Source organism: Hyphomonas chukchiensis (genome assembly GCF_000682695.1).
Lineage (GTDB): Bacteria > Pseudomonadota > Alphaproteobacteria > Caulobacterales > Hyphomonadaceae > Hyphomonas > Hyphomonas chukchiensis.
The window spans coordinates 137,810-156,606 of the sequence record NZ_AWFG01000019.1; the positions used below are offsets into that span (position 1 = coordinate 137,810).

At 61.8% G+C, this 18,797-nt stretch carries 22 protein-coding genes; 10 read left to right on the forward strand and 12 right to left on the reverse strand.

Annotated features, from left to right (window positions below; genetic code table 11):
- Positions 1–8 precede the first annotated feature (8 nt).
- Positions 9–635 (reverse strand): sulfotransferase family protein, encoded by a 627-nt coding sequence (locus tag HY30_RS07965; protein ID WP_034738812.1) that lies wholly within the window; start codon positions 633–635, stop codon positions 9–11.
- A 190-nt stretch (positions 636–825) separates the two neighbouring features.
- Between HY30_RS07965 and HY30_RS07970 the strand changes: the two genes are divergently transcribed.
- The 8 genes from HY30_RS07970 to HY30_RS08005 all read left to right on the forward strand — a co-directional run bounded on the left by HY30_RS07970 (position 826) and on the right by HY30_RS08005 (position 8,818).
- Positions 826–1,401 carry an NnrU family protein gene (locus HY30_RS07970; RefSeq protein ID WP_034738813.1) on the forward strand — a complete coding sequence of 192 codons (576 nt, stop codon included), beginning with the start codon at positions 826–828 and terminating at the stop codon, positions 1,399–1,401.
- Between the two features lie 73 nt (positions 1,402–1,474).
- Positions 1,475–1,837: a DUF805 domain-containing protein gene (locus tag HY30_RS07975; RefSeq protein ID WP_034738817.1), complete on the forward strand. Its 363-nt coding sequence runs from the start codon at positions 1,475–1,477 to the stop codon at positions 1,835–1,837.
- Positions 1,838–1,898: 61 nt separating this feature from the next.
- Positions 1,899–2,735, forward strand: a complete 837-nt coding sequence (panB, locus tag HY30_RS07980; protein ID WP_034738820.1) for a 3-methyl-2-oxobutanoate hydroxymethyltransferase — start codon at positions 1,899–1,901, stop codon at positions 2,733–2,735.
- 69 nt (positions 2,736–2,804) lie between these two features.
- Positions 2,805–3,557 carry a hypothetical protein gene (locus HY30_RS07985; protein WP_034738822.1) on the forward strand — a complete coding sequence of 251 codons (753 nt, stop codon included), beginning with the start codon at positions 2,805–2,807 and terminating at the stop codon, positions 3,555–3,557.
- Complete coding sequence (locus HY30_RS07990; protein ID WP_034738825.1) at positions 3,554–4,903, forward strand: outer membrane protein assembly factor BamB family protein; 1,350 nt, start codon at positions 3,554–3,556, stop codon at positions 4,901–4,903. Before HY30_RS07985 ends, HY30_RS07990 begins: the two co-directional genes overlap by 4 nt.
- Positions 4,904–4,952: 49 nt before the next feature.
- The gene (gene der / locus HY30_RS07995) at positions 4,953–6,479 is read left to right on the forward strand and encodes a ribosome biogenesis GTPase Der (RefSeq protein WP_034738827.1); all 1,527 of its coding nucleotides are present in this window, start codon (positions 4,953–4,955) and stop codon (positions 6,477–6,479) included.
- 133 nt (positions 6,480–6,612) lie between these two features.
- Positions 6,613–7,752, forward strand: coding sequence for a zinc-binding dehydrogenase (locus tag HY30_RS08000; RefSeq protein WP_034738829.1), 1,140 nt, complete (start codon positions 6,613–6,615; stop codon positions 7,750–7,752).
- Positions 7,753–7,798: 46 nt separating this feature from the next.
- Positions 7,799–8,818: a hypothetical protein gene (locus tag HY30_RS08005; protein ID WP_034738831.1), complete on the forward strand. Its 1,020-nt coding sequence runs from the start codon at positions 7,799–7,801 to the stop codon at positions 8,816–8,818.
- On the opposite strand, the gene apaG is transcribed toward HY30_RS08005, so the two are convergent.
- Positions 8,815–9,231 carry a Co2+/Mg2+ efflux protein ApaG gene (apaG, locus tag HY30_RS08010; protein ID WP_034738833.1) on the reverse strand — a complete coding sequence of 139 codons (417 nt, stop codon included), beginning with the start codon at positions 9,229–9,231 and terminating at the stop codon, positions 8,815–8,817. The two genes, HY30_RS08005 and apaG, sit on opposite strands and share 4 nt — an antisense overlap.
- Before the next feature lie 24 nt (positions 9,232–9,255).
- Entirely contained in the window at positions 9,256–10,458 is a 1,203-nt protein-coding gene (gene metZ, locus HY30_RS08015) for an O-succinylhomoserine sulfhydrylase (RefSeq protein ID WP_034738836.1), read from the reverse strand.
- Positions 10,459–10,522: 64 nt separating this feature from the next.
- Here metZ and HY30_RS08020 point away from each other — a divergent pair, with 64 nt between their 5' ends.
- A complete protein-coding gene (locus HY30_RS08020) occupies positions 10,523–11,539 on the forward strand; it encodes a 2'-deoxycytidine 5'-triphosphate deaminase (RefSeq protein ID WP_034738839.1) in 1,017 nt (338 codons plus the stop codon).
- Here HY30_RS08020 and HY30_RS08025 read toward each other — a convergent pair.
- On the reverse strand, positions 11,536–12,213 hold the full coding sequence (locus tag HY30_RS08025) for a Fe2+-dependent dioxygenase (RefSeq protein WP_034738843.1): 678 nt from the start codon (positions 12,211–12,213) through the stop codon (positions 11,536–11,538). The genes HY30_RS08020 and HY30_RS08025 overlap by 4 nt on opposite strands.
- Positions 12,214–12,289: 76 nt before the next feature.
- Here HY30_RS08025 and HY30_RS08030 point away from each other — a divergent pair, with 76 nt between their 5' ends.
- Positions 12,290–13,135, forward strand: coding sequence for a hypothetical protein (locus tag HY30_RS08030; protein ID WP_034738846.1), 846 nt, complete (start codon positions 12,290–12,292; stop codon positions 13,133–13,135).
- A gap of 6 nt (positions 13,136–13,141) precedes the next feature.
- Here the strand turns inward: HY30_RS08030 and HY30_RS08035 are convergent, their stop codons facing one another.
- The 8 genes from HY30_RS08035 to HY30_RS08070 form a co-directional block, all read right to left on the reverse strand.
- On the reverse strand, positions 13,142–13,492 hold the full coding sequence (locus HY30_RS08035) for a DUF3088 domain-containing protein (protein ID WP_034738848.1): 351 nt from the start codon (positions 13,490–13,492) through the stop codon (positions 13,142–13,144).
- Positions 13,485–13,943 carry a GNAT family N-acetyltransferase gene (locus HY30_RS08040; RefSeq protein WP_034738850.1) on the reverse strand — a complete coding sequence of 153 codons (459 nt, stop codon included), beginning with the start codon at positions 13,941–13,943 and terminating at the stop codon, positions 13,485–13,487. Before HY30_RS08040 ends, HY30_RS08035 begins: the two co-directional genes overlap by 8 nt.
- A gap of 12 nt (positions 13,944–13,955) precedes the next feature.
- Complete coding sequence (locus tag HY30_RS08045; RefSeq protein WP_034738852.1) at positions 13,956–14,678, reverse strand: SDR family NAD(P)-dependent oxidoreductase; 723 nt, start codon at positions 14,676–14,678, stop codon at positions 13,956–13,958.
- Positions 14,679–14,699: 21 nt separating this feature from the next.
- Positions 14,700–16,151 carry an amidophosphoribosyltransferase gene (purF, locus tag HY30_RS08050; RefSeq protein WP_034738854.1) on the reverse strand — a complete coding sequence of 484 codons (1,452 nt, stop codon included), beginning with the start codon at positions 16,149–16,151 and terminating at the stop codon, positions 14,700–14,702.
- A 42-nt stretch (positions 16,152–16,193) separates the two neighbouring features.
- Positions 16,194–16,763, reverse strand: coding sequence for a CvpA family protein (locus HY30_RS08055; protein WP_034738856.1), 570 nt, complete (start codon positions 16,761–16,763; stop codon positions 16,194–16,196).
- A complete protein-coding gene (gene radA / locus HY30_RS08060) occupies positions 16,756–18,138 on the reverse strand; it encodes a DNA repair protein RadA (RefSeq protein ID WP_034738857.1) in 1,383 nt (460 codons plus the stop codon). Before radA ends, HY30_RS08055 begins: the two co-directional genes overlap by 8 nt.
- Before the next feature lie 26 nt (positions 18,139–18,164).
- Positions 18,165–18,527: a DMT family protein gene (locus tag HY30_RS08065; protein WP_034738859.1), complete on the reverse strand. Its 363-nt coding sequence runs from the start codon at positions 18,525–18,527 to the stop codon at positions 18,165–18,167.
- A 67-nt stretch (positions 18,528–18,594) separates the two neighbouring features.
- Positions 18,595–18,795, reverse strand: coding sequence for a hypothetical protein (locus HY30_RS08070; RefSeq protein ID WP_034738861.1), 201 nt, complete (start codon positions 18,793–18,795; stop codon positions 18,595–18,597).
- Between the last annotated feature and the right edge of the window lie 2 nt (positions 18,796–18,797).

The window sequence follows — 18,797 nt, forward strand, 5'->3', positions numbered from 1 at the left end:
CCTCATCGCTACATCTCATCCGCGTCCTTCATGTGCTGGAAGAATTCTTCCTTGCTGTTGGTGCGCGGATAGGGGGTGAGCGGAACAGGGACTTCGAGGAAGGCGCAAAGCGGGCCCCAGCCGTCCTTGGCGGAGTGAACGAGCAGGCGTTCGGGCGGCACGGTGGCCTTCACGTTTGCTTCGTGCGCGTGGAAGGTGGCGATCAGTTCGTCCTTCTCCTTGGCGTCGCCGAAGCTTCGCTCGAGGACTTGCGACACCATTTTGAACCATTCGGTCGCCTGTGGCGGCCATGTCTCGGGCGCCCAGACCGCGGCGAGGATGGTCTCGGAGATGCTGTCATACCAGCTTTCGGCAGAGCGCGTTGAGAGGATGATCTTGGCCTCCGGATAGGTCTCGGCCACGTCCTGCCAGAAGGCGGCGGTTGGCCAGTCCACAGCCGATTTGTAGCCGTCATAGATGGCCGCATAGTCTGGCTTGCCGGCCAGCGCGGCGTTCCACAGCGGGACTTGTGCCTCGCCATTATGGATAACTTCGATCATGTGGTGGCACGGGCCGAGGCCCAGTTCCTCAAGCGCCAGCTTGAGCGACATTGTGCCGGTGCGGCCAAATCCGGCGCTGATAACAGAAAGTGTCATGTGTCCCTCCCACGCCCGGTTGTCCGGGTCTCATTCAGGAGGCTAGCACGATTACGGATCATTCTGTAGCGGGGTCTTCGTCCTTCTTCCGGCGGAGGCGGATAGGGGACTTTGCGCACTACGTGCCGATTGGCTTCCTCAAACCTGCAATTCGGACTAGGCTCTGCAAAAGCCTTGGGAGGGCGTTGGCATGCTTTATCTGATACTCGGTCTGGTCATCTTTTTCGGGGCGCACCTGTTCACGACTTTCAGGTCGCGCGAGCCGAGCAAGGATATCAAGGTCAAACTTGGCTATCCGACGTATATGGGGCTTTACAGCCTTGTTTCGATTATCGGTTTTGTGCTGATCTGCTACGGGTATGGCGCATCGCGCGGGGCAGGCATCCTCTATACGCCGCCCAGCTGGGGCAAGCATGTGAACATGCTGTTGATGCTACCGGCGCTGATCCTGCTGGTGGCCTCGCAATTGCCGACCGGGGCGATCAAGAAGGCGGCGAAGCACCCGATGCTGGTGGCCGTGAAGCTCTGGGCCTTCGGGCATTTACTGGCCAATGGCGAGTTGAACTCGGTCATCCTGTTCACTGTTTTCCTGGCCTATGCCGTGATTGACCGGATCGCAGTCAAGAAGCGCGGTGACCTCGGCCCGGCCAGGGATGCGCCATCTTCGGTGATGGCAGATGTCGGGTCTGTGCTGATCGGGGCGGGGGTCTACGTGGCTTTCGTGCTTTGGCTGCACCAAATCCTGATCGGCGTACCGATTGTTTGATATTTCCGGCTGAACCCGTCTGTTTGGCGGGTTTGGTTCACTATCCGCGTAAACCCCTGCAGGAGTGTGACCCATGAATTATGATTTCAATTATGCCCTTGCGGTGTTTCTCGACAATGTAATGAATCGCTATGCGGCCTTTGAGGGCAGGACCAGCCGCCGGGAATTCTGGCACTATGTGTCGATCGCCTTCATGATCTCGATCGCGTTGAACATCCTGTCTGCGATCCCGTATCTCGGTGCGATTTTCAGCTTGTTGAGCCTGCTTGTCAGCCTGGCCTTGCTGCTGCCCGGCATCGGCATTGCCATCCGGCGGATGCACGATATCGAGCAGAGCGGCATCATGGTGCTGATCCCGCTCTACAATATTTACCTTGCCTGTCAGCCGGGAACGCCGGGAACCAACCGTTTCGGACCGGAACCTGCAAAGGCCTGAACAAGCCCCTGCGCGTTGACTTGTCTTGCTCGCCGGGCGCGGTCAGGCTAAGTCGCGGCCCATGTCGAAACAAACACAGACCCGTCGCAAGACCGTCAAGGACATCGCCGCTGCCAAGGGGAAGACGCCGATTGTCTGCCTCACGGCCTATGATGCGCCCATGGCGAGCCTGCTGGACCCGCATGCCGACCTTCTTCTCGTCGGTGACAGCGTGGGCATGGTCGTCCACGGCCTGCCATCCACTGTCGGCGTGACGATGGAGATGATGATCCTGCATGGCCAGGCCGTCATGCGCGGCGCTGAGCAGGCGCTTGTCGTGGTGGATATGCCATTCGGTTCGTACGAGACGAACAATGATGATGCCTTCCTGAATGCGGCGCGTATCATGAAGGAAACAGGCTGCCAGGCGGTGAAGATCGAAAGCGGCACCTATGCGGCTGGGCAGATCGCTCACCTTGTGGAGCGCGGCGTGCCGGTGATGGGCCATATCGGCCTGCGCCCACAGGCGGTGAACGTAGACGGCGGTTTCCGCGCCAAGGGTCGCACCAATGCCGAGCGCGACCGGGTGATTGCCGAAGCCCGCGCTTCTGCTGATGCGGGCGCCTTTGCCATTGTGATTGAGGGCGTCGCCGAAGACCTCGCAGCCGAGATTACGGCTGAAGTGAGCTGCCCGACCATCGGTATTGGTGCATCAGCGGCCTGTGACGGGCAGGTGCTGGTGACGCATGACATGCTCGGCCTGTTTGACTGGACACCGAAATTCGTGCGCCGCTATGCCGATCTCAGCAAGACGATCAGCGAAGCGGCAGCGGCCTATGCCGACGATGTCCGCACGCGTCGCTTTCCCGGAGACGCTGAGACCTATGCCCTGCGAAAACCTGACCCGGAACAGCGCTGACACGTTGCAGCCTGCCAATAGCGCGTCTAGGTTCCTGACCGAGTCACCAAAGCCACCGGAGCGACTGAATTGAGCGATATTTTCGGAGAAGTCGACGAAAGCCTTCGACAGGATAAACTGGAAGGCTGGTGGGGTCGCTACCAGTATTTCGTGTATGGCGCCTTTGGCCTCATACTCGTCGCGGTGGCCGTGAATGAGTTTGTGCTCATCCCGCGCACCGAGGCGGCACGTGCCGCACGCGCCCTGGAGTTGGAAAAAGGCCTGTCAGAGCTGCACAATGGCTCCTATGTCGAGGCCCAGTCGGCGTTTTCAGACCTTGCCGAGGGTGGCAGCAAGATGGCGCCGCTCGCAGCGAACTATCTGGCCCAGACGCTCTATGAGGGCGGCGGCGATGCCAAGGGGGCTGCGGATGCCCTGGCTGCGATCGGAACAGTCGAGGGCGGCCCTTATGAGCGCCTGGCCCTGCTGAAGAATGCCTATTTCCTGGCTGACGGGCAGTCCATGGTCGAGCTGGAAGCCACTCTGGGCAGCCTGGTTGATGATGAAGGTCCGCTAGGTGCCCTGGCGCGTGAACTGGTTGCCGCCAAGGCGTTTGCGACCGGCGACAACGCCCGCGCCCGCACCGAATTCAACCGGCTCCGCTACGATGCGGCCGCACCGGAGGGTGTCAAGCGACGCGCCGAACTTGCGCTGGCGGCCATTCCTGCCGCCGCCGAGACGCTGGAGGCGCCTGCGGAAGCAGCGCCTGAAACACTTGATACAGTAACCGAAGCGCCGGCTCCCGCGCCCGCCCCTGCAGAGTCTGAGGAGACTGGCCAATGAGCTCATCGCGTAAACTGGCTGTCGCCATCGCCCTTGGTGCGACCCTGTCGCTTGCTTCGTGCAGCAGCTTCCCGAGCTTTGGGGGCAACAAGGCCAAGGAAAAATCGGCGGAGGACAAGGCTGGCAGGATCACGATGGTTCTGGCCGATGAGGCCGTAAAGCCAAACCCTGAACTGGCGGACGTCGCCATCGAGCTGCCGGAGCCACAGGTTATCAAGGCGTGGACCGAGGCGGGCTCCAATGCCACGAAAGTGGTGGGCAATGTCGCCGCCGGTGCGGATCTGAAGATTGCATGGAAAGCCGATGTCGGCGCCAAGTCCGACAAGAAATCGGCCATCACCACGCCGCCGGTGACCAATGAAACCACCGTGTTCACGATGGACGCCGACCAGACCGTGGTTGCGACGAACCTTTCGAACGGCAAACAGGTCTGGAAGAAAAAGCTGAAAGGCCTCACCAAGCGTGACAAGCAGGCGCTCGGCGGTGGTCTCGCCGTGACGGGAGACACGCTGATCGTGGCCAGCGGCTACGGCTTCGTTTCGGCGCTTGATGCCGCGAATGGCACGGAAAAGTGGAAGCGTGAGATGGGCGCACCGATGACGGGCGCCCCGACCATCAAGGATGGTCGCATCTTTGTCGCCTCGAACAATAACGAGATTTTCGCGATGTCGCTGGCAAATGGCGAGACCGAGTGGAGCGATCAGGCGATATCGGAATCGGCCCGTGTGCTTGGCAGTTCCAGCCCCGCAGCCGTCGAAGACTTCATCATCGCACCTTATTCTTCGGGCGAGATCATCGCCTATCTCGCCTCGAACGGTCGCCGCCTCTGGACGGATGCCATCTCTCAGGCTGGCCGGTTCACGCCAATTTCCGAGATCAACGATATTGGCTCGCGGCCGATCCTGTCGGGCGGGCTCGTTTTCGCATCCAGCCAGTCGGGCGTCACGGTCGCCATTGACGGGCGTAGCGGCACGCGGATCTGGTCGATCCCGACCGGTTCGACACAGGCCCCGGCCCTTGCGGGCGAGTTCATGTTCCTTCTCGGGACCGATGATACGCTCTCGGCGATCAACCCGGCCAATGGCGAAGCCTATTGGGTCACCCCGCTGCGGAAGTTCAAAAAAGAGAAAAAGAAGAAGGGCCGGATCAGCTATGCCGGGCCGATCATCGCCTCCGGGCGCATCGTGATTGTCTCGTCGCTGGGAGAACTGCTTGCCTTTTCGCCTCAAACCGGGCAGCAGACCGGCTCTGTGAAGCTGGGATCGACGGCCTACCTCGAACCCATCGCCGTACAGGACAAATTGCTTATCCTCACCGATGAGGCCAAGCTGATCGCCATCCAATAGGGCGCACGGCCCCCAAAGCCCGCCCGTAACTTAGTGAACGGGCAGGCTTATGCCGCTGAAACTCGCCATTCTCGGGCGTCCGAATGTCGGAAAATCGACGCTGTTCAACCGGCTTGCCGGCAAGAAAATCGCGCTGGTCGATGACCAGCCGGGCGTTACGCGTGACCGCAAACAAGCCGAAGGGCGCCTTGCGTCGCTGCCGCTGATCCTTGTCGATACGGCTGGCTATGAAAACGTGCACGATGACAGCCTGCAGTCGCGCATGCGCGAGCAGACGGAAGCGGCGATTGCCGAGGCCGAAGTGGCGCTGTTCCTGATCGACGCGCGTGTTGGCGTCACGATCGAGGACCAGAGCTTTGCCCAGCTGCTGCGCAAGGCCAATATTCCGGTCGTGCTGGCAGCGAACAAGGCCGAAGGCAAGGCGGGCCGCGATGGCCTGAACGAGGCTTGGGAACTCGGCTTTGGCGAGCCTGTGGGCCTTTCGGCCGAGCATGGCGAGGGCATGGCCGACCTCTTTGAGGCGATCCGTCAGGCGCTCGGCGAGGAAGCCTTCGAGCGCGCGCTGGAAGAGGCCGAACCTGATTATACGCGCTTTGGCGGCGAGGACATTCTCGAGAAACTCTCCCATATCGACATTGATGACATGTCGCTGTCAGACGATGATCTCGTCGCGGCGATTGAAGAAGCCGATGTCGATATCGAGCCAGAGCCTGTGCGGCCCGACAAGCCCATCAAGCTGGCCATTGTCGGCCGACCGAACGCGGGCAAGTCGACCCTGATCAACCAGCTTCTGCAATCAGATCGCCTGCTGACCGGCCCTGAAGCGGGGATCACGCGCGATTCCATTTCCATTGACTGGGAATGGGAAGGCCGCCGCATCCGCCTCGTCGATACGGCGGGCCTGCGCCGTAAGGCGCGCGTGCAGGAAAAGCTGGAGCGCATGTCGACGGGCGAGACGATCCGCTCGCTCAAATATGCCGACATCGTCGCCCTGGTGATGGACGCCGACGAAGCGATGGAGAAACAGGATCTGCAGATTGCTGACCTCGCTCTGCGCGAAGGCCGTGGCATCGTGCTGGTGATCTCCAAGTGGGACAAGGTGAAGGACCCGGATGCCGCTGCGAAGCATATTCGCGACCTGTCTAGCCGCCTGATGCCGAATGCCGGTGGCGCGCCAATCGTGTTCCTGTCGGGCCTTACCGGTCGGAATATCGAGAAACTAATGCCAGCCGTCGTGAGCGTCTATGCCAACTGGACAGCGCGGGTGAAGACCGGCGACCTGAATCGCTGGCTACGCCATACGGTGGAACGCCACCCGCCACCATCCGTGCATGGCAAGCGGATCAAGCCGCGCTACATGGCCCAGATGAAGGCGCGCCCGCCGACGTTCGTGCTGATCGCTTCGCGCGGTGAGCAGATGCCGGATCAGTACAAGCGGTACCTCGTCAATGGTGTGCGGGAAGCCTTCGACATGAACGGCGTACCGATCCGCCTGTTCGTGCGGCAGGGCAAGAATCCCTATGCCGACAAGGTTGCGCAGCAACGCCCATCAAAGCGCTATAAGTCAAAAGAATAGCATACGGGCCATTTTGGGGATTGGTCGCCGCCTGCCAGGCCGAGCCGCCAAATATACAAGTCTTGGACGGGAGCCATTCCTGCGTGTAGTCATATGCGAAATGCAGATATGACAACACATCAGGGAGAAATGCATGGCGACGAATGTTCCGGCTAAAGGGCTACAACTGCGCTCACACGTAAAGTCTGGCGGGGAGCTGGAGCTCTCGCTGGTAGAGGTCGATATTCCGGCACCCGGCCCTGACGACGTGATCGTGCGTGTCGAAGCGACACCGATCAACCCATCTGATCTTGGCCTCCTGCTCGGCGCGGCTGACATGAGCAGCGCGAAAGCATCCGGCACGGCAGATCGTCCTGTTGTCACAGCCAAAGTGCCCGCTGCCGGCATGCGCGCCATGGCGCCCCGTGTGGATGAGTCCATGCCGGTGGGCAATGAGGGCGCAGGCACGGTTGTGGCGGCGGGGTCGTCCCCTGCGGCGCAGGCTCTGCTCGGCAAGACGGTCGCCGGCCTCGGCGGCGAGATGTATTCCCAGTATCGCACGCTGAACGTGGCGCAGTGTATGGAGCTGCCGGAAGGTGCAACCGCGCGCGATGGCGCCTCGTGCTTCGTGAACCCGCTGACATCGCTGGCCATGACGGAAGTCATGCATATGGAGGGTCACAAGGCCCTGCTGCACACGGCGGCGGCGTCGAACCTTGGCCAGATGCTGAACAAGATCTGTATCGCTGACGGTATTGATCTCGTGAACATTGTCCGCTCTGACGCTCAGGAGAAAATCCTGCGCGATATCGGCGCGAAACATGTCGTCAATTCGACCTCGCTCGGCTTCATGAACGACCTGATCCAGGCGCTGGCCACGACGGGCGCGACGCTTGGCTTTGATGCTATCGGCGGTGGCCCCCTGGCCGGGCAGATCCTCGTCGCGATGGAAGCGGCGGCGAACATGAATGCCAAGGAATACAGCCGCTACGGTTCGGCCACCCACAAGCAGGTCTATATCTATGGCCGCCTCGACATGAGCCCGACCACACTGCCGCCAGGCGTTGGCATGGCGTGGGGCGTGGGTGGCTTCCTGCTGACGCCGTTCCTGCAGAAGGTCGGCGCCGAAGGCCGCGCCAAGCTGCGCGCGCGAGTGGGCAAGGAATTGAAGACGACGTTCGCCAGCCATTATACGTCTGAAATCTCGTTGGCAGAGGCGCTGCAACTGCCCGTGATCGAAGCCTATAACCGCCGCGCAACCGGCGAGAAATATCTCATCAATCCGAGCAAATAGACGCCCGTAACTTTAGCGAAGGCAGATGGCAGGCGAGGTATAGGGTATGGCAAAGCTTCACGTATTGATCGCGATGACCGCCCTTCTGGCGGCCTGTTCCAAGGCCCCCCCGACGCAAGACGTGTCGGAGGCGCCTGTCGCCTGGCGTCCGTTCACCGATGATAGTCCGTGGAACACGCCGATCCCTGCCGATGCTGTGGCAGACACCAATTCTGCTGAATTGATAGAGGGGCTTGCTGCGGCGGGCAGTCTTTTTATCAATATCGATCAATGGTCTGTGCCGGTTTATTATATCGACATGTCCGAGACGCCAACGCAGACCGTCTATGATTATTATCCGGGTGAATATGGTCGTGGTTTCGAAATGCCGCGTGAAATTCCGATCCCGGAAGATATGGCCACGCAGAAACCAAGCGCGGGTTATATCGCAATTGTCGACAGGAACAGCGCCCTCGAATGGGACTTGAACCAGGCAAGCAAGAGCGAAGACGGCAAGTGGATGACCGGCTTCGGCGTGGTCTCCAGCTTGCGCGGCAAAGGCGTTTACCCGGCCTGGAATGAAGCGGAGACGCCGAATGAGGCGGCCAGCGCGCTGCCGTCCGGCTTTCCGCTTGTCGCGGGCTTGATCCGTGTCGAGGAAATAAAGAGTGGGCGCATACCGCATGCGCTGATGATTGCCAGCCCGACTATTCGCTCGGACGTTTTTGTTCGCCCCGCAAGCACGGCGCGCCTGCAGCGCAGCGGTTTCACGCCCAGTACGACCGGCCTGCCGCTTGGTGCACGCATACAGCTTGATCCGGATTTCAATGTCGAAAAGTCAGACCTGTCACCTTCGGGCAAGATCATTGCGCGCGCCCTACAGACCTATGGCGCCTTTGTCGGCGATCAGGCCGGGGCCAATATCCTGTTTGCCGAGGCGGGGCCGGAGCAATTGGCCGAGTGGCCCGGCCTGCTGAAAGCCGATGATCTGGCAGGCGTCTTCTCGGCTGAGATGATGGCCAAGCAATTCCGCGTCATCGATATGGGCGAGGCCCTGCCGGCAGAGCCTGTGCCTGCGCAGCCTTAGCTCGGCAGCGAGGTGTCATAAGGGCTGTCGAGCGAGAAGACCGGAATGGTCGCCACGATCTCGAAGCCGCTTTCATCCTGCAGGTCATATGTGCCGCTCATCATGCCGGATGGGGCGGCAAGCGGCGCGCCGGATGTGTAGCTGAAACGTTCGCCGGGCTGCAGCGTCGGCGTCTGCCCGATCACGCCTTCGCCATCGACGGCCTGCATGCGGCCTTGTGCATCGACGATCTGCCAGTGGCGGCGAACGATGGTCCAGGCCTGGTCGCTCTCATTCTCCACGTCGACCGTATAGGACCACATGAAACGTCCGCGCGAGGGCTCGGATTCGTCATGCATGAACTTCGGGCGAACGCGGATGCGCACGCCTTGCGTGGTGTGTTCATAGAGGGGGGGAGCGTGTCGCCTGGCCATTATGCGAAATTGATCCGAATTCCTTCACACACTGTTAAGAGCGTTAACAACATCCGCTTCAAGATCGTCGGGATCTTCAAGGCCGACCGAAAAGCGGATCCAGCTGCGGTCAAGGCCCATGGCTGCCTGCTCTTCGTCCGTCAGCGCGCGGTGTGTCGTGCTGGACGGATGGCAGGCGAGGGACTTGGTGTCGCCGAGATTGTTACAGATATCGACAAGCTCCAATGAATTCAGGAACTTGAATGCCGCTTCCTGACCGCCATTGACCGACAGGGCGATCATCGTGCCGCCGCTCGTCATCTGGCGTTTGTGGACGTCGTAGTGTGGGTGGTCCTTGCGATGAGGGTAGCGCACGGCGGCGACGTTCGGATGGGCTCCGATAGTGTCAGCGATACGGGCCGCGCTCGCGCTTTGCGCATCGACGCGTAATTTCAGGGTTTCGAGACCCTTAAGCACGACCCATGCGTTGAATGGAGCTGCGGCCGGGCCGACATGGCGCAGGTACGGATCGTACACTCCTTCCATATATTGGGCGCTGGTCAGGATGGCGCCCAGCATGACGCGGCCTTGGCCGTCCATGTGCTTGGTGCCCGAATAGACAACAACATCGGCGCCGAGTTCCAGCGGTTTCTGGAGGATGGGCGTCGCAAACACATTGTCCACGACCAGAACGGCGCCCGCTTTCTTGCAAAGCTTTGACACGGCTTCGATATCGACGCCGTCGAGTAGCGGGTTGGCCGGGCTTTCAATCAGGACCAGCTGGCAGCCCTTGGCGATCTCGCGTTCCCAGGCATCAAGGTCTGCGCCGTCCACGAAAACGGTCTCAATCCCGTATTTCGGCATCAGGTTGGCAATGATCCAGCGGCAGGAGCCGAACAGGGCTGTCGCGGCCACAACGCGGTCGCCAGATTTGAGGGGCGCAAGAATCGCCGAGGAAATGGCACCCATGCCGCTCGCTGTGACCCGGCATGTCTCGGCATTTTCGATAAGGGCGATGCGCTGTTGCAGCATTTCGCAGGTCGGGCTGCCATAGCGGGAATAGACGAATCCGGGCTCTTCGCCCTTCATGCGGGCCATCGCCTGTTCGGCGCTGTCATAGGCATAGCCGGACGTCAGGTAGAGCGCCTCGGAGATCTCGCCATGCTCTGAACGCATCAGGCCACCGCGCACCGCTTTGGTCGCGGCTTTCCAGTTGGCCTTGCCTGATGAGTCTGACCCGTTTGCCATTGTAGTATAGTCCTTGTCTTTCCTGTACCGGGTCTTATGCCTGAGAGCTCAAGGGGTGCAAGTGATGGTGCAGGAAACGGGCGTTTTGCCCGACCATGAAATCGAGGTGCTGGTCGCCGAAGGGGCGATCCGCAGCGACCTGGCGCTTGAGGCGGGACAGGTGCAGCCGGCGAGCCTGGACCTGCGTCTTGCGCAGGATGCTTACCGCCTGCGCGCGAGCTTCCTGCCGGGCAAGGACCGGACCGTGGCCGAGATGCTGCAGGAACCGGGCGTGCACATGCACCGCATCGACCTGACCGACAAAGGCGCTGTTCTGGAAACCGGCTGCGTCTATCTCGTGCCACTGCAGGAGCATCTTCGCTTGCCTGCCGGCATTTCTGCGCGGGCCAATCCGAAAAGCTCGACAGGCCGTATCGACGTGTTCACGCGTCTGGTGACCAACCGGGGCCGGGCGTTTGACGATGTGCCCACGGGTTATTCCGGGCCGCTTTACCTGGAAGTGAGCCCGCGCACCTTCCCGATCATGGTGCGGCCGGGCGACCGGCTGGCGCAGGTGCGGTTCAAGCGCAAGCGGCCTGATGCGCTGAAAGAACGTGTCGTCTCGATTGATCTGGAGCCGCCTGAAGGCCAGCCAGCGGGTTACCGCGCCAAGCTTCACTCCGGCGTCGTGGACCTGCGCGGGATTGGTGCGCATGAAGCGGGCCAGTTCTGGGAGCCGGTCTATCCCCGCCACGGCCGTATCGTGCTCAACCCTGAAGACTTCTACATTCTTGTCAGCCGCGAGACGGTGAAAGTCGCGCCCATGGAAGCGGCCGAGATGGCCCCAATTGCACCCGAGCTGGGGGAGTTCCGGGCTCATTATGCGGGCTTTTTCGACCCGGGCTTTGGGGTGAACAAGGGCGGTAGCCGGGCCGTTCTTGAGGTTCGCTCGCGCGACGTGCCGTTCATCCTGGAGCACGGCCAGCCGGTGGCCAAACTGATCTACGAGCCGATGGCGGCCAAACCGTCAGGGCTCTATGGCGGCAAGGGCTCCAACTATCAGGGGCAGGGCTTGAAACTGTCGAAGCATTTCGCGCTTTAGGCTTCGCCCCAAAGCCGCATCAGGTTGGCGATGGATTTCGACAGGGTGAGGTATTCCGGCGAGCGGACATCGTGCGTCTGGCCGAGCGTGGCGCGCAGGTTTTCCAGATCGAACAGGATTTCGCGCGCGGCGGCATCACGGATGCTGCTTTCGATCCAGCCGACGCAGACAATGCGCTGGCCGGATGTGACGGGACACACCTGGTGCAGGCTGGTTGAGGGGTAAAGGACCAGATCTCCCGCAGCGGTCTTGGCATGGTGCGTGTTGCCGGCATGGTGGATCTCGAGTTCGCCGCCTTCGTAGCTGCCCGGCTCGGACAGGAAGAGCGTGAAGGAGAGGTCTGTGCGCAGGCGCGCCTCGCCCGTGCCCATGAACGGGTTATCGACGTGGAGGCCATAGGTGCCGCCATCCTGCGTGCGGCTGACGAGCAGGGGCGAGAAACGGCGCGGCTGGGCAGTGGCCGCCAGAACGGGATGCGCGCGGATCGCTTCCCCAAGCATGTCGCGCAGCTTCGCGCCGGTGCGCGAGGAGAGGTCCGCCTGCTCATTATGCTTCACGGTGCGGGCGGCGGGGCCAGCCGTCGCTGCGCCGTCGATCCAGCGCAGTGTGGCGGCGAGTTCGGTGGCTGTGGCCAGCTGGCCTGCGTCAAGAACGCCCGAAAGGGTGAGGAACATGTTCTTCCTACTTGCGAATGAGTTTCATTTCTGTAAGGCGTGTAGCCCATTACTCGGACAAGCGTAAGGGTCGCAAATGCCACACATCTATCACAGCTGGACACGTCTTGGACTGGGCGCCCTGATGGGCACGACGGCGCTTGCCGGTTGCGGCCAGTCGGCCTCAACACCGACGCCTGCGGCTGAATCGGCGGCGGTTGAGGCGCCAGCTTTCGCGGCTGAAGCACTCGCCGCCGATCCTGCGCCCGTCGGCTCAGTTGGTGGCGAAGGCGAGGGCGGCGTGGCCATCGAGCAGGCCGCGACGGACCCGGTCGTGTTCAATATCGCGCTGGCTGTCACTGAGGCACACATCCTGGCGGCCCGCGACGCCTATGCCGATGGCGAGACCGAAGCGGCGGCAGAAATGTTTGCTCATCCGGTGAGTGAAGTCCTGTTCGACATGGAGCCTGTGCTTGAAGCGCGCGGTGTGACGCTGTTCGATGGCCTGCTGACGGATGCGTCGATTGCGGCATCTGCTGGCGAGACGCCGGAGCAGATTTCGGCTCGCACGGATGCGATCATTGCTGCCCTGCGCGCCGCAGCCCTCAAGGCTCCCGATAACGGCACTGCCCCCGCCGAGGTCAAGATGCATGTCATCGCCGACATGATCGAACGGGCAGTTGCCATGTATCGCAGCGCTGCAGCGAGCGGCGTGTATGAGCCATATCTCGACGGCTATGGCTTCCACAAAGTGGCCGAGACGCAGTTCGCGGCGGCGAAGGACGAGATTGCGGCGAGTAACCCGGAGGCGGCTGCCTCCATTGGCAACGCCATCGCAGCGCTGGCGGAAGCCTATCCTAGCGCTGCCCCGCAGGACGCGCTCATGGCCGATATTTCGCAACTGACGGTGCTGGCCTCCGACGTGACCCTGTCGGTCAACTAGTAGGCTTCAAGGATGCGGGATCGGGATACCGTGACGGTCGGACAGGGCACGCAGGATGGCATCCTTGTCGTCAATGAAGGCGATGTTACCGTGGTGTTTTATATCCAGTCCATCTTCCGTTCCGTCCGCAAGGATCAGGACGGGGCATGATTGGTTGTCCGGCCCAAGCAAGCTCAGAAGTTCCTTGCGCGGGCGCGGCCACCCAATGCGGTGCACGGCTACACGCACAGCGAGTTCGGGAAAAGATGCCAGCAGGCCTTCCATCAGCGCGCAGTGCCAGCAATAGAAGACGTCGCCAGGATAGGCGGGATCTGAAAAGCCCGGTTGCAGCAGGAACAATTGATCCTTCCTACTCATCGAGATTAAGCCTCATCTCCACGATGTGCTGGGTAAACCCGGCCTTCTCATAGGCGCTGATCGCGGGCGTGTTGCCGGCATAGACGGTGAGGCGCACTTCCGGCAGGCCCTTGGCTTTCGCCCAGTCAAAGAAGTGGGCCATCAGCAGCTTGTTGAGGCCCCGGCCGCGATAGTCCGGGTGCACATACATGAAGCCGAGATAGGCGTGGTGCGTGTCCTGTACGTATGACCTCGACTCTTTCGTGCGGGCATAGCCCGACGCGACAAGCTGGCCATCCACGTCCACCACCGCAACTTCCGCATCATCTGAATCGATCAGCTCGCCGATATCATAGTAATTCACCGGATCGGGCTTGATCGTATGATCATAGGGGCGTTCGGCAGCGATGATGCCCTGTTCGAAGGCCTTCAGCGTTTCGAGGTCGTCGCGCGTGGCTGACCTGACTTTCACGGGATGCCTCCCTTACGAGCGGGCAGCGACCAGTTGCCGGTAGGCGATGCGCTGGCCGGTGCGGGTTTCATCCGGCGAGACCAGTTTGACCAGTTCGGCGGCCACTTCGTCCGGTGACGGCAGGGTCATCGGGTCTTCGCCCGGCTTGGCCTTGGCGCGCATGTCGGTGCGCGTGCCGCCCGGATCGAAGATGTTGATCTTCAGGCCCATGTTCTCGGTCTCGTCAGCCCAGCCCATGACCATGGCTTCAAGGCCAGCCTTGGAGGCCTGATAAGGGCCCCAGAAGGCCACGGGCTTGGCAGCAACGCTCGACGTGACAAACACGGCGCGTGGCGCAGGCGACTTGCGCAGCGAAGGAGAGAGCACAGAGATGAGACGCCAATTGGCGGTCAGGTTGACCTCGATCGTTTCCTCGAAGCTGCGCGGGCCAACTGATTCCAGCGGGCCAAGCGTCCCGAGGATGCCGGCATTGGCCACAAAGCCGTCGAGGCGGCCGAACCTGTCGGCGATCACCTTGCCCAGCGTGTCGATGCCCTTTGCGTCTTTCAGGTCCATCGGCACGAGGATCGCCTCATTGCCCATGGCGCGGATTTCGTCGTCGAGCTTTTCAAGCGCCGCTTTCGAGCGGGCGATGGCAATGACGAGGTCGCCCCGGCGCGCAAGATGCAGCGCAGCGGCGCGGCCGATACCGCGCGAGGCGCCGGTGACGAGAACGAGTCTGGGTTGGTCAGTCATGCCGGGCCCTTAGCGCAGGGCCTACGTGTCGTCCAGCAGGGAGAGCTGGCGTTCCTTGTCCGACTCGTCATGCTGGTGGTCGACCAGCGGGGTCGGATAGTCGCCCGTGAAGCAATGGTCGGCAAACTGGGGCTGCATGTTGTTGCGCACCGGCTCGCCGATGGCCTTGTAGAGACCAGGTACGGAGAGAAAGCCGAGGCTGTCGACCTTCAGTTCCGCCACCATTTCTTCGTGCGTGTGGATCGCCGCGAAGAGTTCGGACTTGGCGGCCATGTCGATGCCGTAGAAATCCGGGTTCACGATGGGTGGGCTGGCCGAACGGAGGTGAACTTCCTTGGCGCCGGCTTCGCGGACCATCTGGACGATCTTTTTCGACGTGTTGCCGCGCACGATGGAATCGTCGACCAGGATTACGCGCTTGCCTTCGAGCACGGCGCGGTTCGGGCTGTGCTTCTTGGAAATCGCGGCCTGACGGCCAATCTGCGTCGGCTGGATGAAGGTCCGCCCGACATAGTGGTTGCGGATGATGCCCATCCCGAACGGGATGCCCGAGGCTTCAGAGAAGCCGAGCGCGGCCGGCACGCCACTGTCAGGCACCGGCACGATCACATCGGCATCTGCCGGCGTTTCCGCGGCGAGCTGGTGGCCCATGCGGCGGCGGACTTCATAAATGGAACGGCCCTGAACAATACTGTCAGGGCGCGCAAAGTAGACATATTCGAAGATGCAGGGGCTGGACGCGCGGGGCGGGAAGGCCCGGATCGACTCAATGCCCTCATCGGTAATGACGACCATCTCGCCATTCTCGACTTCGCGCACGAACTGGGCGCCAATAATGTCGAGGGCGCAGGTTTCCGACGCGAGCACATAGGCCGTGCCGAGCTTGCCGATGACGAGCGGACGCAGGCCGATGGGATCGCGTGCGCCGATCAGCTTCTTGCCGGTCAGGCCGACAAGGGCATAGCCGCCTTCGATCTGCTGGAGGGCGTCAACAAGACGGTCCATGAAGCGCGGCTTTGGGCTGCGGGCGACGAGGTGAAGGATGACTTCGGTATCCATCGTCGACTGGAAGATCGCGCCATCGCGCACCAGTTGGTGACGTAATTCGCGGGCATTGGTCAGGTTGCCGTTATGCGCGACGGCGAAACCGCCGAAGGACAGGTCGGCAAAGATCGGCTGGATATTGCGGAGCATCGGCCGGCCCTGCGTCGAGTACCGGTTGTGACCGATCGCGGCATAGCCGGGCAGGCGGGTGCGCAGGTCGCCGCCGAAGTGCTCGCCGACAAGGCCCATATGGCGTTCCGAAGGGAAGCGCTTGCCGTCATATGTGGTGATGCCGCAGGCTTCCTGTCCGCGATGCTGGAGGGCGTGGAGCCCCAGCGCGGCATAGAGACTGGCTTCGGGGTTACCGTAGATTCCGAAAACGCCGCATTCTTCACGGGGTTTGTCATCGTCATGATCGAACAGGATCATATGAGACCGGAGCCTCCTTTTTGCGTGACAGGTTCGTGACGTCTATTGGCCTGTTTCGGCCTTTGAGGGAAGGGTCGAATGCACATCCTGACCGACTTTCGTGGCGTTCTCGTTCACATAATCGGCAACACTGCTGAGAAGCGGGTAGCAGGCTGCGTTCTGAATGAAGCCGGGGACCCGGCTCTCATCGAGCGCGAGGTGGAGAAGGACAACGAAGAATACAAGGGCGATTGCGCCGCGCGCGATGCCAAAAGCCAGACCGGCGAAATGGTCGAACAGGCCGATGCCCTCGGCGCCCTGGATGTTTTTTGACAGGCGCTGCCCGAACCAGGCGACCAGGACATAGACGCCGATGAAAGCGGTCACGATCAGGACTGCATCGGCCAGCGGGATGGTGAATATGCCAAGATCGAGCTGGGCCAGGTTTTCCGGCAGCATGGCCTTGAGCGGCGCACTGAAGAACTTGCGGGCGTAGATAGCCGCCGTGAGGGCGCCGATGAAAGAGCCCATTGTCGCGATTTCGCGCAGAAACCCACGGGCAAACGCCATGATCGCGGAAATGACGATGACAGCGACGGCGATGGCGTCGAAAGCTGTAACAGAATCAAGCATTAAGGGCGTCCGGGGCGAGCAACTCTACGAGTTCGATAAGCCTCTTAATCGGTATGATCGTCAAGCCATCGACTGCCGCAGGGCTGCCTTCGGGCACATAGGCGCGGGCGAAGCCGAGTCGGGCGGCCTCCTTCAGCCGCTGCTCGATGCGGGCCACGGGCCGGATTGCCCCAGAAAGGGACACTTCGCCAAAGAAGACGGAGCGCTCCGGCGCAGCATTATCTGACAGCGAGGTGAGCAGGGCGGCGGCAGCGGCAAGGTCGCCGGCCGGTTCGCCGATGCGGTAGCCGCCAGCGACGGAGAGGTAGACGTCCATGCCCGCAAAGCCGATGCCGCAGCGCGCTTCCAGCACGGCGAGCAGCATGGCGAGGCGGCCGGTATCCCAGCCGACAACGCTGCGCCGGGGTGTGCCATAGGCGCTCTTGGCGACAAGGGCCTGTACTTCGGCCAGCACGGGGCGCGAGCCTTCCATGGCGGCGAAGACGGCGGCGCCGCCCTCGGCGCCTCCGTCAGCCGACAGGAACAGGGCCGAAGGCTCCTTGGCGGGCGCGAGGCCGTATTGGTGCATCTCGAAAATGCCGATTTCGTCGGTTGGGCCAAAGCGGTTCTTCACGGCGCGCAGGATGCGGAACTGGTGGCCGCGCTCGCCTTCGAAATAGAAGACGGTGTCGACCATATGCTCGACAACGCGTGGGCCGGCGATCGTGCCTTCCTTTGTGACGTGGCCAACCAGGACGAGTGCGGCGCCGGATTTCTTGGCCCAGCAGGTCAGTTCCTGGGCACAGGCGCGGACCTGGCTGACGGAGCCGGGCGCGGCTTCAAGGCTGTCGGACCACATGGTCTGGATGGAATCGATGACGACGAAATCAGGCTGGGCGGCCTTTAGCGCCGACAGGATCTTGCGCAGGTCGGTCTCGGTGGCGAGCTGGACGGGGCTTTCAGCCACCTTGAGCCGGACGGCCCGTTCCTGGATCTGGGCGGCGGCTTCCTCGCCCGACACATAGACCGTTTTGAGTCCGTTCCGTGCCAGTCGTGCGGCCACTTGCAGGAGCAGTGTGGACTTGCCTATGCCCGGATCGCCTCCGATCAGCGTCGCGGAGGAGGGAACGAGCCCGCCGCCAAAGGCGCGGTCGAGTTCGTCCACGCCCATAACGATGCGCGTCGGCGCTTCGGTCTTGTCATTGAGGGCGACGAATTCTGTCTTGCCGGAGCGCTTGGTGCCGACCTTGGCCGGGGCGAGTCCGCCGGGTACGGCCGCGACAGCCTCCTCGACGAGCGTGTTCCACTCGCCACAGCCATTGCACTTGCCGGTCCACTTGGAATGGACCTCGCCGCAGGACTGGCAAATGAAGGCGGAGGTGGGAGCTTTGGCCATGACGCAGACCTAGCGGTGTTTGGCCGTCAACGGAACGGGCCAGCGAACACAAAGTAGGCGCCAGCTGCTATCAGGCCGAAGCCGATGGCGTGGTTCAGCGTGAACGCCTCTTTCAGGTACAGCACCGAGAACACGGCGAAGACGACGAGGGTGATCACTTCCTGCATGGTCTTTAGCTGGGCCGTCGACCAGACCGCATGACCTATCCGGTTGGCGGGCACCGCGAGGCAGTATTCGAAGAAGGCGATGGACCAGCTGGCAAGCACCACCAGCCAGAGGGCCTTGTCGGTATGCTTGAGGTGGCCGTACCAGGCGAAGGTCATGAAGACGTTGGACGCGAGCAGGAGCCCGATGGGCGCGAGGGCCGGCCAGGACAGAAGCGAAGGCATAAGGGAATCTCCGGAAGGGGCCGCAGATTCATAGACTGATATTGTGTGCGCTGGAATGCGGGAAAGCCTAGTGCCGCAACCCGACAGCCTTCCAGCAACAGAACCAAAAGCCAACCGAACCGAGCAAAAGAGACGGCAACAGCATCAGAGGCTCAACTTCGCCTGTTGGACCCATGATCTGCGTCATCGCAAGCGCCAGGAAGCCGAAGATATTTATCAACAGGACGATCGCGGCATAGATCAGCCAACGCTTGGACTTGATATACACGG